Source organism: Mesorhizobium japonicum MAFF 303099, assembly GCF_000009625.1.
GTDB lineage: Bacteria > Pseudomonadota > Alphaproteobacteria > Rhizobiales > Rhizobiaceae > Mesorhizobium > Mesorhizobium japonicum.
Genome location: NC_002679.1, coordinates 185,802 through 201,296 on the forward strand (window position 1 = coordinate 185,802; position 15,495 = coordinate 201,296).

At 58.0% G+C, this 15,495-nt stretch carries 13 protein-coding genes; 10 read left to right on the forward strand and 3 right to left on the reverse strand.

What is annotated here, in order from left to right:
• Window positions 1-46: 46 nt before the first annotated feature.
• The 7 genes from MAFF_RS35750 (at window position 47) to MAFF_RS35780 (ending at window position 8,855) form a co-directional block, all read left to right on the forward strand.
• A complete protein-coding gene (locus MAFF_RS35750; RefSeq protein WP_010915864.1) occupies window positions 47-1,222 on the forward strand; it encodes an amidohydrolase in 1,176 nt (391 codons plus the stop codon).
• 175 nt (window positions 1,223-1,397) lie between these two features.
• On the forward strand, window positions 1,398-2,414 hold the full coding sequence (locus MAFF_RS35755; protein WP_010915863.1) for a 2-hydroxyacid dehydrogenase: 1,017 nt from the start codon (window positions 1,398-1,400) through the stop codon (window positions 2,412-2,414).
• 506 nt (window positions 2,415-2,920) lie between these two features.
• A complete protein-coding gene (locus tag MAFF_RS41075; RefSeq protein ID WP_244420858.1) occupies window positions 2,921-3,613 on the forward strand; it encodes a hypothetical protein in 693 nt (230 codons plus the stop codon).
• Window positions 3,614-3,808: 195 nt separating this feature from the next.
• Window positions 3,809-5,392, forward strand: a complete 1,584-nt coding sequence (locus MAFF_RS35765) for an ABC transporter substrate-binding protein (protein ID WP_010915862.1) — start codon at window positions 3,809-3,811, stop codon at window positions 5,390-5,392.
• 14 nt (window positions 5,393-5,406) lie between these two features.
• Window positions 5,407-6,366, forward strand: a complete 960-nt coding sequence (locus MAFF_RS35770; RefSeq protein ID WP_010915861.1) for an ABC transporter permease — start codon at window positions 5,407-5,409, stop codon at window positions 6,364-6,366.
• Between the two features lie 9 nt (window positions 6,367-6,375).
• On the forward strand, window positions 6,376-7,200 hold the full coding sequence (locus tag MAFF_RS35775; RefSeq protein ID WP_010915860.1) for an ABC transporter permease: 825 nt from the start codon (window positions 6,376-6,378) through the stop codon (window positions 7,198-7,200).
• Window positions 7,200-8,855, forward strand: coding sequence for an ABC transporter ATP-binding protein (locus MAFF_RS35780; RefSeq protein ID WP_010915859.1), 1,656 nt, complete (start codon window positions 7,200-7,202; stop codon window positions 8,853-8,855). The genes MAFF_RS35775 and MAFF_RS35780 overlap by 1 nt, the downstream gene beginning before the upstream one ends.
• 31 nt (window positions 8,856-8,886) lie before the next feature.
• On the opposite strand, the gene MAFF_RS35785 is transcribed toward MAFF_RS35780, so the two are convergent.
• Window positions 8,887-9,243, reverse strand: a complete 357-nt coding sequence (locus tag MAFF_RS35785) for a hypothetical protein (RefSeq protein ID WP_157866238.1) — start codon at window positions 9,241-9,243, stop codon at window positions 8,887-8,889.
• Window positions 9,244-9,488: 245 nt separating this feature from the next.
• Between MAFF_RS35785 and MAFF_RS38760 the strand changes: the two genes are divergently transcribed.
• The 3 genes from MAFF_RS38760 to MAFF_RS35795 all read left to right on the forward strand — a co-directional run bounded on the left by MAFF_RS38760 (window position 9,489) and on the right by MAFF_RS35795 (window position 13,690).
• A complete protein-coding gene (locus MAFF_RS38760; protein WP_157866239.1) occupies window positions 9,489-10,289 on the forward strand; it encodes a CmcI family methyltransferase in 801 nt (266 codons plus the stop codon).
• A 274-nt stretch (window positions 10,290-10,563) separates the two neighbouring features.
• On the forward strand, window positions 10,564-11,664 hold the full coding sequence (locus MAFF_RS35790; RefSeq protein WP_010915858.1) for an Ldh family oxidoreductase: 1,101 nt from the start codon (window positions 10,564-10,566) through the stop codon (window positions 11,662-11,664).
• A gap of 733 nt (window positions 11,665-12,397) precedes the next feature.
• Window positions 12,398-13,690 (forward strand): LLM class flavin-dependent oxidoreductase, encoded by a 1,293-nt coding sequence (locus tag MAFF_RS35795; RefSeq protein WP_044552197.1) that lies wholly within the window; start codon window positions 12,398-12,400, stop codon window positions 13,688-13,690.
• A gap of 65 nt (window positions 13,691-13,755) precedes the next feature.
• Here MAFF_RS35795 and MAFF_RS35800 read toward each other — a convergent pair whose 3' ends face one another.
• Both MAFF_RS35800 and MAFF_RS35805 read right to left on the reverse strand, forming a co-directional pair.
• Entirely contained in the window at window positions 13,756-14,079 is a 324-nt protein-coding gene (locus MAFF_RS35800; protein WP_157866240.1) for a non-heme iron oxygenase ferredoxin subunit, read from the reverse strand.
• Window positions 14,076-15,473, reverse strand: a complete 1,398-nt coding sequence (locus MAFF_RS35805) for an NAD(P)/FAD-dependent oxidoreductase (protein WP_244420859.1) — start codon at window positions 15,471-15,473, stop codon at window positions 14,076-14,078. The genes MAFF_RS35800 and MAFF_RS35805 overlap by 4 nt, the downstream gene beginning before the upstream one ends.
• Window positions 15,474-15,495 lie beyond the last annotated feature (22 nt).

Here is a 15,495-nt window from a genome sequence, read left to right on the forward strand (position 1 = left end):
ACCAGGGCCATATGATGGCCGCCAGACTTTGCTGAAGGGAGCCAGCATGCACTCAGTCGACGAGTTTTATCACCTGGCCGACGAGGTCACAGCTTGGCGCCGGCATCTTCATCAAAACCCCGAACTCGACTTTGCCGTGCACGAGACGGCACGGTTTGTTGCGGACAAGCTGGCGTCATTTGGAATCAACCACATTGAAACTGGCATAGCCGGCACCGGCATCGTCGCTTTGATCCAGGGTGAGGGTGGCGAAGGGCCGACTATCGGCCTGCGTGCCGATATGGACGCATTGCCGATCCATGAAACGCCGGGAAAGGATTGGGCCTCGAAGACCCCCGGGAAGATGCACGCCTGCGGTCATGACGGCCACACGTCGATGCTGCTTGGTGCTGCGAAGTACCTCGCTGGGAAACGGGATTTCAGGGGCGCCGTCGCGCTTATCTTCCAGCCGGCCGAGGAGGTCGAATTGCCCTCGGGCGGGTTAAAGATGGTCGAGGACGGTTTTTTAGACCGTTTTCAAATCTCCCAGGTCTTCGGCATGCACAACTGGCCAGGGATCGATGTCGGTAAGTTCGCCATTTGCGCAGGCCCTATGATGGCCTCCCAGGATGATTTTGACATCGTTGTACAGGGTCGCGGCGGGCACGCTGCAGCCCCGCACTTAACAGTTGATCCCGTCGTTATCGCCGCACAGGTCATTATAGGCCTGCAGGCTCTAGTGTCGCGCAGCACCGATCCAATCGAGTCACTGGTGATCTCAGTCACGAAACTCCGCGCTTCGAATGCTTATAATGTGATTGCCGACGAAGTCGAACTTGCAGGAACAGTCCGCGCGTTGGCCCCTGTCCTGCGCGACTTCGCTGAGACCCACTTAGAGACGACGGCTCGGAAAATCGCACAAGCTTTCGGAGGCGACATTTCTTACCGCTACCGCCGATCGGTTCCAGCCACTGTGAACGACACCGCAGCCACCGCCCTTGCCATTCGTGCGGCGGGAGGCACCGGCGCGACCGCAGTAGACGCGAAGTTGAAGCCGGTCATGGGCGCCGAGGATTTCGCTTACATGTTGCAGGCGCGCCAAGGGGCCCTCATCTTCATCGGAAATGGTCCTTCGGCTGCGGTGCATAATGCCGGTTACGACTTTGACGACGCAGCAATTCCGTATGGGGTGGCCTATTGGGCCAACGTCGTAGAGGTTACGCTTGGTGTTGGCGGCGGTTAACCGGCCGGGGCCGATCAGCCGCCCAGCACCAGCAAGGCAATTTGAAGAGCTCATTGCAAACCCCTGCCACTTGTGGACGATACGTTTCATGTCGTCTGAAGTTTTGGCCGATTGGACGCGGTCATTTCCTCCATGATCCTGCAGCAATCAACTAACGACAAGCCGGGGCGTTGTAATGAAGATACTTGTTGGATGGCACGCGACCGATGACGAGCTGGCTCGGTTTCAAACGGCGGTTCCTGGTGCCACCGTTGTTGGCCCCCGTCCTGAACCTCACCTTTCTCGGTTCGATCTGACACTCGAGTCGATTGCAAATGACATCAGTGACGCAGATTGCTTCGTTGGATGGGTCATGCCCGACGGTGCACTGGACATCGCCAAGAAGCTGAAATTGATATGTTGGATGCATACGGGTTGCGACGAGCTTGACCTAGCTCGCCTTAAAACGCTCGGTGTCCAGGTCACCAATCTACGTGGAGCCAACAGTATTCCGGTGGCTGAGCAGGCCATGGCGATTATGCTGGGTTTGGCCAAGCGATTGCTTTTTAAGCACCAAGCTGTCGTCAACGGCGACCCCCTGCTGGTTTTTGCCAACGAAACGCGGTCGGCCATGCTGAATGGTCGAACTGTCGGCGTGATCGGCTTGGGGCAGATCGGGTCGGCAATCGCCAAGCGTGCCAAAGCCTTCGATATGAAGGTACTGGGGGTTCGTCTTCATCCGGAGCTTGGTGCCGGCGTAGCGGATGAGGTGTTCGGAATCGACAAGTTGCATCATGTGCTGGCGCAGAGTGACTACGTAGTACTGTCGACGCCAATCACAAAAAAAACCGAGGCTTTCATTGGCGCCGCCGAGATTGCGGCGATGAAACATGGTGTTGTCTTAGTGAACGTCGCACGTGGCAATCTCATCCAAGAGAAACCTCTTTATGATGCGCTGCAGGCCGGCAAGATCTTTGGCTATGGTGCGGATGTCTGGTGGAATTATAAAAATGCTTATCCTGCGACGTACCATTTTCCAGCCCCTTCAAGAACCGGGATACAGCGGCTTCCAAACGTCATAGGGTCAGGCGATCAGGCCGTGAATGCGGACGGTGTTCTTGATGGGAACATCGATCGATGCGTGGAGAGTCTGGTTCAGTTTTCCAACAACAAGCCACTTACTTGGAAGATAGATCTTGACCTTGGATACTAGGCCGCACCGACAGGCGTCCGCCCCTTTGCGGACCGATGCTCACGTGGTCGTGGCGGAGCGTTCTGCGGCCCCTGGGCTGCTTCCCAACCGCGCAGGTTCGCTTCGGCCCACCCACCCAAGCTTCAAATGAAGAGCGCGGCAAGCTGCCAGTCTCCAGCTTGAGCATGCACTTCGGCCAGACTTTGGCTGCATCACTCATTCTCTCAGATAGGATAGGTCGCACCCGTGGGCAGCGCTGAGTGCTGCTGGGTAAGCCTTGACCCGGTATTGCTTCAACTGGCGCCCATGGAGCGCAAACGCGGGCTGGGCTAGGGGTCGTCTAGCGCGGTAACCCCTCCAGGTCGTACTTGCAACCGCTCCTGGTAGCGCCACCTGCGGAGAACACATTTCAAATGCATCTAACTTTGTGCGTCATTCATTTCATGCATCCGGCATCTTTGGCGCAAAGCGGGCTGAGCGTTGCGTCATAGTCCTAGCTGAGGCAGATCAATTTGTGAGGCTCTGAATTGTCGCTCCCCCGTTCCCTTGGCATTCTCAATCTTGAAAGAGGAGCACGCGCCGGCGAGTCTGCGTCGGACGAGGCCATCGAAGCTTTTAAGGAGAGGCTTCCTTTTCCAGTCATCGCAGAGACCGTTGAGGGAGCTTGGGCCGACAACGTCATTCAGGGTGACCCAGCGCTTGAGCCAGCCTACATTGCTGCCGCTCGTCGCCTCGTTGCTCGAGGAGCTGTGGCGATCAGCGCAAACTGTGGTTACTCGGTCCGTCACCAAGCCGCCGTCGCTGCGGCAGTTAAAGTCCCCGTGGCGGCCACAAGTCTCGTACTGCTTCCATTGCTCCTTAGGCAGTTTCCTGCTCCCGCACGAATTGCGGTGATTGCGGCGGATTCGAGCTGCCTCGATGACAAGATGCTCGCCGTTCAAGATTCGGCGGATCGTGAGCGCGTTGTGATCGGCGGTATCGAAGGTGGTGTCATGTGGCAAAACGAGATGCAGCGCCCGCCGCCGTATACAGATCCATCCATTATTGAAGAGGAAGTCTCGGCGTGCCTGAAGGGCTTACGATCGAAACACCCGGACATCCAGGCGGTCCTGTTCGAATGTACATTGTTCCCCCTGGTCTCTCCGGCCATCCGACGAAGCACCGGATTGCCGGTCTACGACATCACAACCCTCTGTCAGCTCACTTATGCGGCCGCGTGACAAAACTTACCGCAATGACATTCGGCGCGCCGATCCGCTCAGGCTCTCGAACCTTGCTCAGCTGCAATTCCACCGAACGGGATTTTAGATCAGCGCAGCACCAGAAGCATCATACCAGTATATAGATCGTCATGCAGGTTGATGAAAAGCACACTCAGATAACTAGCCGCAATGGCGTAAAAAAGGGGAAGTACCATGACAAATGAAATCCATCGTCTAGGCCAACAGGTTGTATCGGGAATACTATCTCGTCGTGATTTTCTTGGGCGTGCCGCTGCGCTCGGTCTTAGCGCACCTTTCGCCAACTCGCTGCTTTCCAATGCAGCGCGCGCCGCGCAACCGGTCAAGGGCGGAACACTTAAGGCTGGCCTGCAGGGCGGAGCGGCCACCGACACTCTGGACACGGCACACTTTTCGACCTCGGTAGATATTACCTTCGGTCGCGCATGGGGTGAACAGCTTGTGCAGATCGATCCCAAGGGCGGACTTCAGCCGGCACTCGCCGAAGAGTGGGGCTCGTCGAAGGACGCCAAGGTCTGGACCTTCAAAATCCGCAAGGGCGTGCATTTCCACGATGGCAAGGAAATGACCCCGGCCGACGTGCTTGCCACTATGGAGCGCCATTCCGACAAGAATTCAAAGTCGGGCGCGCTCGGCATCATGCAGGGCATCGATAAGATTGCTGTCGACGGCCAAAATGTGGTCTTTACGCTCAAGGACCCCAACGCCGACCTCCCCTTCCTAATGGATGACTACCACTTGATCATTCAGCCGAATGGCGGCAAGGACAACCCGGCCGCAGGGATTGGCACCGGCCCCTACAAGGTGACGACCAACGAACCCGGCGTCCGTCTCGGGGGTGAAAAGTTCGCCGGATATTGGCGCGACGACCGCGGCTTTGCCGACCAGGTCGAAGTCATTGTCATCAATGATGCGACGGCCCGAATGTCCGCTTTGCAGAGCGGCCAGGTGCACATCGTCAACTTTGTCCAGCCGAAACTCGTCGATCTCATCAAGCGGGTACCGGGCATGACCATCCGGAACGTGTCAGGCCGTGGCCACTACGTCTTTGTCGCCCGCTGTAAGACGGCGCCATTCGACAACAACGACCTGCGCTTGGCTTTGAAGTTTGCGATCGACCGCGACGAGATGCTGGACAAAGTGCTGCGCGGCTATGGCACGGTCGGCAACGACTTCCCGATCAACGCCGCCTACCCGCTGTTCACCGAGGTTGAGCAGCGCAAATACGATCCCGACAAGGCCAAGTTCCACTACAAGAAGTCCGGCCATGACGGCCCCGTGCTGCTGAGGACGTCGGACGTCGCCTTCCCCGGTGCCGTCGATGCCGCACAGCTGTTCCAGCAAAGTGCTGCCAAGGCCGGCATCCAGCTCGAGATTAAGCGCGAACCGGGCGACGGATACTGGTCAGAAGTCTGGCAAAAGCAGCCCTTCTGCGCCTCCTACTGGGGCGGCCGCCCGACCCAGGATCAAATGTATTCCGTGGGCTACTACTCCAAAGCTGACTGGAACGAATCGCAATTCGTCAACGACAAGTTTGACAAAATGCTTTTCCAGGCTCGCGCCGAGTTGGATCCCGAGAAGCGCAAGAAGATTTACGCAGACATGGGCACAATTGTGAATCAGGAAGGCGGTACCATCGTCCCGATGTTCAACCAGTTCATTGATGCGACCGGCGCAAAGGTTGAGGGTTGGATCGACGATCCGAACTATGAGCTGTCAGGATACTATGCCCTGTCACGGTGCTGGATTGCCGGTTGAATCGGAACCAGTAGATGTCTTCTTCTATCGCGAAACTTGGTGCCCAGCGGATTGCGCTGGGCATCATGCTGCTATTGGCCGTCTCGGTCCTGATCTTCGCTGGCACCCAGATCCTGCCCGGCGACGTTGCGCAAGCCATTCTCGGACAGTCCGCGACGCCGGAGTCGCTCGCCAATCTGCGCGAGCAGCTCGGGCTCAACCAGCCTGCCTATGTCAGGTATTTCCACTGGCTGGGGGGTGTGCTCACCGGTGATCTCGGCACGTCCATGACGAGTGGACAGGGGATCAGCAGCGCTATCAAGGGCCGCCTGTGGAACACTCTGTTTCTGGCCTTCTGGGCGGCGACCGTGGCTGTGCCGCTGGCGATCATCCTCGGCCTGATCGCAGTGCGCTACCGCAATGGCTGGGTCGACAAGCTGATCTCCGGCCTGGCCCTCGCCTCGACCTCGTTTCCCGAATTCTTCATTGGCTATGTGCTCGTCTATTTCTTTGCCGTGAAGTGGCAGATCTTCCCCGGCATCTCGACCGTCTATGACGGCATGCCGTTCCTCGAGCGCATGCAGGCGATCGCCATGCCTGTGACGGCCCTGACCTTGGTTGTGCTGGCCCATATGATGCGCATGACACGCGCGGCGATCCTTAACGTCATGCAGTCGGCCTATGTCGAGACGGCCGAGCTGAAGGGCCTGTCGGCCTTCGCCGTCATCCGCAGGCATGCCTTTCCGAACGCAATCGCTCCGATCATCAACGTCGTCATGCTCAACCTTGCCTATCTCATCGTCGGCGTGGTGGTGGTTGAAGTGATCTTCGTCTATCCGGGCATGGGACAATATCTGGTCGACCATGTCACCAAGCGTGACGTGCCGGTGGTGCAGGCGGTCGGCCTGATCTTCGCCGCCGTCTATATCAGCCTCAACATCATCGCGGACATTGCGGCGATCGTCGCTAATCCACGGCTCAGACATCCGAAATAGGCGCCGGGCATGCTCGATATCAAACGCATACCGATCCCGGCGCTGATCGGGATCGTGCTGACGGCCATGTTTGTCCTGGCGGCGATCTTCGGCCCGTTGATCGCTCCGCACGGCAATGGCGAGATCATCGGCGATGTCTGGGAACCGATGACTGCGGCGCACTGGCTTGGCACCGACAATCTCGGCCGTGACCTATTGTCCCGCATGATCTACGGCGCCCGCATCACGCTGTTCATCGCCGTGCTGGCGACGGCGCTGTCGTTCTCGCTCGGCGCCATCCTCGGCTTCTCAGCCGCGGTGTTCGGCGGCTGGTTCGACATGCTCCTGTCGCGCCTCGTCGACCTGCTGATGTCGATCCCGACACTGATCATGGGCCTGGTCGTGCTCTCGGTGCTGCCCTCCAACCTGGTGACGCTGATCCTGGTCATGGGCATTCTCGACTCAACCCGGGTCTACCGGCTGTCGCGGGCGGTCGCCGTGGACATCAACGTGATGGACTATGTCGAGGCCGCCAAGCTGCGCGGCGAAGGCAGCGGCTGGATCATTTTCCGCGAGATCCTGCCCAACGCGCTGTCGCCGCTGGTGTCCGAACTTGGACTGCGCTTCATCTATGCGGTGCTGTTTTTGTCGACGCTCTCCTTCCTCGGCCTTGGCGTGCAGCCGCCAGATGCCGACTGGGGCGCCATGGTCAAGGAGAACAAGGACGGCATCGTGTTCGGCATCGGGGCGGCGCTGATCCCGGCGGCGGCGATCGCCATGCTGGCGATTTCAGTCAATCTCGTCGCCGACTGGGTGCTCAACCGCACGACCAGTTTGAAGGGAGGACGCGGCTGATGGCTGACACGAAAACGAAACCCGGCGTGCTGCTCGACATCCGCAATCTGCGCATCGAGGCCACTGTCTATCCGCCAGGCGAGTCGCCGAGGAATATCACCCTTGTCCACGATGTCTCGCTGACCCTGGAGAAGGGCAAGGTGCTCGGCCTGATCGGCGAGTCCGGCGCCGGCAAGTCGACCATCGGCTTGTCGTCCATGGGCTATGGGCGCGGCGGCGTGCGCATCACCGGTGGCGAGGTCATCCTCAATGGCCGCGACATCATGAAAGGCGGCAAGGAAGGCTTCCGCAAGCTTCGCGGCCGCGAGGTCTGCTATGTCGCGCAATCGGCGGCTGCCGCCTTCAACCCGGCGCACCCTCTGATGGACCAGGTGGTGGAAGCCACACTTCTGCACGGGATGGCGACGCGGACGGAGGCCGAGAAGCGCGCCGTCGCACTATTCAAGAAGCTCAGCTTGCCGAACCCCGAAACCATCGGCGAACGGTTTCCGCACCAGGTTTCCGGCGGCCAGTTGCAGCGCGTGATGACGGCCATGGCGCTCTGTTCGGAGCCCGACCTGATCGTCTTCGACGAGCCGACTACCGCGCTCGACGTGACGACGCAGATCGACGTGCTGGCGGCGATCCAGGATGCCATCCGCGACACCGGCGTGGCAGCGCTCTATATCACCCATGACCTTGCCGTCGTCGCCCAGGTCTCCGACGAGATCATGGTATTGCGCCACGGCCGGCTGGTCGAATGTGGCGACACGCGACAGATCATCAAGGAACCGCGCCAAGATTATACGCGCGCCCTGGTCTCCGTGCACGAGATCGAGCACGCTGAGCAGAAGCCTGGCGCAACGCCGTTTCTGTCGGTGAAGAATATCACCGCCGCGTACGGGGGTGGCAACGTCAAGGTGTTGAGGGACATCTCGGTCGAAATCTATCCGGGCCAGACCTTGGCCGTCGTCGGCGAATCCGGCTCTGGCAAATCGACACTGGCGCGCGCGATCACCGGGCTTCTACCGCCCATGGAAGGCACCCTCACCTTCGACGGCAGGCCACTTGCCAACCGGCTTGCCGACCGGCCGAAGGAAGATCTGCGTCAGCTGCAGATGATCTACCAGATGGCCGACGTGGCGATGAACCCGCGCCAGACGGTGGGCACCATCATCGGCCGGCCGCTGACTTTCTATTTTGGTCTTAGGGGTGCCGAACGCGACAATCGTGTGAAAGAACTGCTCGAAGAGATCGAGATGGGTCAGGGCTTCATCGACCGCTATCCGGCCGAGCTTTCGGGCGGCCAGAAGCAGCGAGTGTGTATCGCCCGGGCGCTGGCCGCTAAGCCGAAACTCATTATCTGCGACGAGGTGACCTCGGCTCTCGATCCTCTGGTGGCAAATGGCATTCTGAAGCTTTTGCTTAATCTTCAGCAGATCGAACGGGTCGCCTACCTCTTCATCACACACGACATCGCGACGGTCAAGTCGATCGCCGACTCCATTGCGGTCATGTATCGCGGCGAGGTGGTGCGCTACGGTTCCAAAAGCAAGGTGCTAACGCCGCCGTTTGATGACTACACGGACCTGCTCCTGTCGTCGGTGCCGGCAATGGAGATCGGGTGGCTCGAGCAGGCCATTGGTGGCAGGAAAATGGCGAGCGCGGGGCATTAGGCCGAATTCTTAAAGCAAGGTGCCAGGGGTGTCATCGCCTCCCGATCCCGATCACTCGATTAACCGTCGATTCCACGAACGCGGTCGAGACGACCTCGCCATAGCGATGGCGTTCGGCGTTTGGGCATGAGATCGGCATTGTTGTCGACATAGCGACATAGCGGCTGAACTCTTCCAGATATCGGCGCAGCTTGCGCACTTCATGTGGCGGATCGCTAATGAGATCAAAGCCATCGCCAAAATCCTCCAAAAGCGCCAGGGCCCCATCGACGTAGGCATGCCAGAGATGACGCCTCACGCTTTCAAGCACGGCGACTGCCGCAGGTGCAGCCGCATCGAACGGCGCAGGTAGGCCTCGCGCCATCTGTTGCAGGACGGTGATGCGCATTGTGATCTGGAAGTAGTCGAGGACGTGCTCGGCATTAGGACGCATGTACCGTTAGAGGTCACTCAGGTAGCAGGTGCCATCTGAGCGCCGATGTCCCGAACCCGACAAAGCGCGCCGACACCTGACAGCGGGCACGCCGGCATTCATGGGTTGATCACCCTCGTTAAAGCGTGTGCGAACCTCGTTCCGCGAGTGGCACGCCGATTGCGCGGATAATGAGGCAGACGCAATATGGAGATAGACCTATGAAACTCACTTCCGGCTATCAGGCCTTTTGGGATGCCGCCCACGAGAACTATCCCGATCAGATAAAACCAGGCGGACTTCTTGATCAGGGGTGGCAAGATTTCCTTCCTGACTGGCCAGGAATGTGTGACACCATCAGCAACGTCCTGAATGCTGATCATTCTGACCGCTTTGCAAAGCCGTCCGATCGGGTATGGATGCAGACTCTCTTCCCATGGAGTGCTGACAAGCGCTCCACAAAAGCTGGCGCCTTAGCAAAGACTTATAAAGGGCTGATACTTCTCAAGCTTCCTTTTGACCTCGCTTTATATCCACGGCTCATTTGGGAACTTCAGCCGAGAACAATTCTAGAACTCGGATCATATCAGGGTGGCAGTGGGCTATGGTTTGCTGATAACATGTCGGTGCTCTGTGATATACCCGGTGAAGTTCACTCCTTTGATTTGTATACGAAATGCGTTCACGAAAACGCCAAGAAGCATCCATTGCTGACCTTTCATCAAGTAGACTTATCTGACGTTGCTAACTTCGATGAAGATTTGCTGACGAGACTGCCCCATCCCTGGCTTGTGGTTGACGATGCGCACGTGAAGGTATTCTCAATATTTAGTTACTTGAACAGATTTATGTCATCCGGCGATTACTATGTAATAGAGGATAATAGTGCTGTAGTAAATCAGGAGGTTATCGATGGATTTCGATTGATAGAAGAATCAGGATTCGTAATAGATACTTATTACACCGACGCGTTCGGGATTAATGTTACTTGTGCGCCAAATGCATGGCTTCGAAAGTCGTAGCTTGGCTCTGAGAGAGAGCTTCGCTCGTAACCCAGGCAGGACGTAGCTCGACCGGAGTTGCGAGTCTGTCGACGGGGCGATCCACAGGGATAGCGCAGTCGGGTGATCGCGGCCGGTTAGACGCCATGACCGTGGCGCGAGCGGCGTAGCCGCGCCAGTGAGTTTTGAGGACTAGCCTTACTCACGAGTTCGACCCACGCGGGTGGCAAGAAATTTGCACGGGGTGTTACGCCGCCTGATGGTCGGTGATGGGCCTGAATCGAGGAAACGTTCAATGAGTTCAACCGAAGACCTACGGCTGGGTGAACCGCACGAAGGGCGCTTTTTGGTGGTGAAGTCCGACCGTCTCACGCGCATATGCGCGGCGCTGTTGAAAGCAGCCGGCGCTTCAGAGGACGAAGCGCAAGCAGTCGCCACCGGCTGCGTCAACGCCAACCTGGCTGGCCATGATTCTCATGGGGTCATCGCCATTCCAGGCTACATCGACAGCCTGAAGGCAGGGGATATCGTGCCGGGTGCAGAGTGGACAATTGTGCGAGAATCCCCCACCACGGCTGTTATCGATGGCAATTGGGGTTTTGGTTTTCATGTCAACGCTAAGGCCATGGCGCTCGTGATCGAAAAAGCAAAGATCGCGAACGTCGCGGCGTGCACAGTCTTCAGGCAGAGCCATGTCGGACGGCTAGCCGCGTATCCTTTGATGGCGGTAAGCGCCGGCATGATCGGGTTTGCGGTCGCTGGTTCCGGTAGCTTTCCCGATTGTGTCGCGCCCTTCGGTGGACGTGAGGCGCGGCTTGGCACCAACCCCATCTCGATCGGGGTGCCCTCCAATCTCCAAGCCCCATTTCTGCTCGACATGGCAACCTCAGCCGCTGCCGCCGGCAAGCTCGAAGTGGCGATCGCGCGTCGTGAGAAAATTCCCGAGGGCTGGTTGATCGATGCCGAGGGACGCCCCACGACCAACCCCCACGACTACCTCAAGGGCGGGGTGCTACTGCCGCTCGGCGGTCCCGAGGGCTACAAGGGCAGCGGCCTCGCCGCAATCGTGGAACTGTTGTGCGGACTGCTGCCAGATCCTGGTTTCGGGCCCCAGCCGAGCGGCCGGGAGAATTTAGGCTGCTTTATGGCTGTCTTCAATGTGGCAGCGTTCTGCCCGCTTAACAAATTCAAACAAGAGGTCGCCGAGTTCGCGCGGTACCTTAAATCGGCGACGCCGTCGGAAGGCTCGCCCGGCGTGTTCTACCCCGGAGAGATCGGATATTTGCGCGCACAGGAGCGCATGGCAAACGGCATTGAGATAGAGAAAGCGACCTGGGACAAGCTGCGCACGCTGGCGCGTAATTACAGGCTTGCCGGAGAACTTGATCTCGCCTGAAATGTATGACGGATGAAGGTCGGGTTTGACGCATATTGGCGTAATACCGCGGAGCGTTCGCCTGCCACTGCCCCAGGAAGTCGGCGACGCGGCGTTTGACACATAAATCAAGAACGGGCGGCCGATGGTGGTGGAAGATCGGCTGTTCTGCGATCGAAGACGCTCTATCGCCCGTTCACGACGTCCTCTTCGATCTCGTATATCGTCGACCGCTCCTTGCGACGGGCCGGCGTCGAGGGATCCCCCGTCCAAAGGCGCCAGTCGCAGAGGCGTGATGCTGAGTGAGGATCTGGATCGGCACATCAGGCTTCATCACGCCCGCGGGTTCTAGTTCCGCACCCAGTCGCTGCTCCTGCGCAACTTTGTGGCCTACGGCCTACGCAGAGGCCTGCTGCGATCAGGTCGTCAGCGCGGACCGCACGCGTTACTTAGCCTGGGCGGTCGAAGCCCCGTAACCACTCGCGATCAGGTGTGCAGCTGACCCACCTTGTGCGCTCGCGCAACGATCCGCTTTCATTGGTTCGTAGCCAGTCTGACTATGAACAAGACCGTGTCCAGAATCTAACATTAGCCCCACATTCCTAGTGCTTTGCGGGAAAGTTTTCGCACCATCCTTGGATGGCTTGAGGAAAGCGATTGTAAATCAGTTACCTAGCTGGACGTTTTCTCCGTCGGCACGTCCCTTGCAATGAGAACAGCATATACATCAAAAGCCAAATTGAAGGATCCCAGAATGTCTCGCCAGATGAAGTTTGTAGCGTTTCTCTTGGCGGGGCCAACTTGCCATCATCATGCCATGTGGCGCCATCCGCAAACAGAGAATCGGTTTCTCGACCCCGCGTTCTGGGAAACGCTGGGGAGAACGCTCGAGGCAGGCAGATTTGACGGACTGTTCTTCGCGGATGTTCTCTCTTTCCATAACGAAACCACTATGACGCGAGGCGGGCAGATGTCGTTGCTTGATCCTGTCCCGCTAGTGGCGATGATGGCCCGGGCGACGTCGCGCATTGGACTCGGTGTGACATTGTCGACGACTTTCCAAGACCCCTATGCGATAGCCCGAGTGCTTTCCTCGCTTGATGTGCTAAGTGGTGGCCGCATCGCCTGGAACATTGTGACTTCCTTTAGCGACCTGGATGCGCAGATCTTTGGCGAGGAGGCGCTCCTTCCGCGCAGTGAACGTTACGAGCGCGCCGAGGAGGTCCTGAAAGTGTGCCTCGACTTGTGGACGGGGTGGGCGGACGGCGCGCTCGTCCTTGACAAGGAGAGCGGCGACTTCATTGATGAGGCGAAGGTGCGCCGCACCGAGATCGCCGGGAAATACGTCGGAGCAAGGGGCGTATTCACCGTCCCACCGAGCCCTCAGCGACACCCGGTCATTATGCAGGCCGGATCGTCACCGCGCGGCCGCGATTTTGCCGCCAGCCACGCCGAGCTTGTCTTTACGCTTCAGCACTCGTTGCCGGACATGCAGGAATTTTATGCCGAGATGAAGGATCGCGTCGGCAGGGCGGGGCGGAATCCGGACGATTGCGCCATCCTTGTCTCAGTGGACCCGATCGTCGGCGAAACGAACTCGCTTGCCCGCGAAAAGCAGGCTTACATCAATGACTTGGTCGACCCTCACGTCGGAATCCCCTTCATGTCTGACCACACCGGGCTCGATCTGTCGCAGTATCCGGTCGACAAGCCAATCATCGACATCCCGGCAGAAACCGGCTCGCGCGGTTCCTTCGATATCATCCTTCAAGGCACCAAGGCCAACAATCTCACGCTCGGCGAAGCGGCCAAGCATTTTGCCGTAAGCGAACTCTGCCCTCAAGTCGTGGGCACGCCCGAGACCGTGGCCGACCAGCTTCAGGATTTCTTCGAAAATAAGGGCTGTGATGGCTTCATCGTTACGCCCACCGAAATGCCAGGCTCCTTCGAGGCCTTCACGCGATCGGTCGTCCCGATCCTCCAGAAGCGCGGTCTATTCCGCAAGGAGTATCCGGGCTCGACTCTGAGGGAAACGATCAAAGCGTAAGCGATCCGATGACGTGACAATTGGAACTACCGAAGCGGCGTTCCGGGTACCGAACTGACCACAGCTTAGACGGTCCCTTCGATGAGGACTTCGACGACATTGTCGCGGATCCTCGTCTCAAAAACGGCAATTGGACAATCGGCAGGTCCTCTGACCACCTGCCCAGTCGTGATGTCGAATTGTGCACCGTGCAAAGGACACTCGACCAGTCCATCTTCGAGCCAGCCATCCGTCAATAGAGTATAAGCGTGACTGCATACGTTATCCGTTGCGTAGACAGCGCCGCTCATTAAATATATCGCAATTTTCTTTTCACCAATGACGAATGGATACATCCCGTCGGTGTCCAAGTCATCCAGATGGCACAGGCTTACCCAATTCATGGTCATTGCGTCCTCACATTTACATTGAGGCTCGCGGATCCAGCTCCCAAATCACCAACCGTTGAGCAACTCTGTACCAGTATTGAGTCCTTGATGAGCGCCGTTGGAATTGGCTCGCCCCTTCGATCGGCGCGCCGAAGTGCCGACATCTCCCGCCCTTTATTAACGCTTTCAGCCCCTACCAAGGATCCGGCATCGTCAACTCCAATGCGCAGCCAACTCTCGGAGTTCAGGTCGCCGATCTGGTGGAAACGCGATGCCCTCTTCGGTAATCCAAGGCATTGAATGTTGCAGTCATATTGGTCAGACCAGAACCATGGAAGCTCGTTGAACATACCATTTCTTCCCAACATGCTGGTCGCTGCCACGGTGCCTTGAGCTGAAGCAGAGCTCCATGACTCTGTGCGTATATGCACCCCTAGGCGATCGACAGGATAGCTCGTCACCTCGCCAGCAGCAAAAATCCATTCGTCGGAGGTACGGCATTGTTGATCGACCAGGATTCCATCAGCCGTAGCTAGTCCGCATTGAAGGGCAAGCTCGATGTTAGGAATAATGCCAACACCCACGACCAGAATGTCAGATCTGACCTCGCCTTCAGGCCACCTCAGAACAATATCGCTTCCGTCCTGGAAGGCTTCGCTGATGTTGATGCCAAGAAAAATCCTGACGTCTTGTCGGGAATGCATCTTGCGGGCAAACTCTGCGAGTGGAGGCGTGGCGCCACGCGACAAGAGTTCCGGTGCGCGTTCCAGCAAGGTGACGGTGCATCCATTGCGCTTTGCTGCCGCTGCTATTTCCAAACCAACGAAGCCGCCTCCAATGATAGCAATACGCAGATGGTTATCCAGGGCCGTCCTTAGTCGCTGGGCATCTAAAATCGTGCGTAGATAGAAGACGCGCGCAGGGTCGATATTCGGTAGATCCAGATGGCGTAGCCGCGATCCTGTGGCCAACAAGAGCCTATCATATTGAATAGAAGAGCCATCCGATAGCGCTATCGTTTGATTGGGGCGATCGATGCTGGTCGCAGTGAGGCCGTCCCGCAGTGTCACGTTCGACTTATAGATCTCGGCAGGGCCAAGGTCCGGACGAACTGGCTCTGTTGTCTTCAGGTATTCTTTTGAGAGGGGTGGCCTGTCATATGGCGCCCCTGGTTCTGTCCCGACAACGTACACAGACTGACTTGGGTCGAGCCGGTGAAGTTCAGCAGCAGCACGGTGGCCAGCCACTCCACTTCCGATAATAACAAAGTCGCCCATCAGATCCGTTCCCGTGTCCGTCTCTAAGCGGTATCTGATAACGCTTAACATCAACGGCTGGAACGTTCCTAGATACAGCTGCGCTCGATTTTGATCATCACAATCCGATTCTAGACCGGCTGTCGGTGCGCCGCTCACGAGTCAACGCGCCGAAAACTGT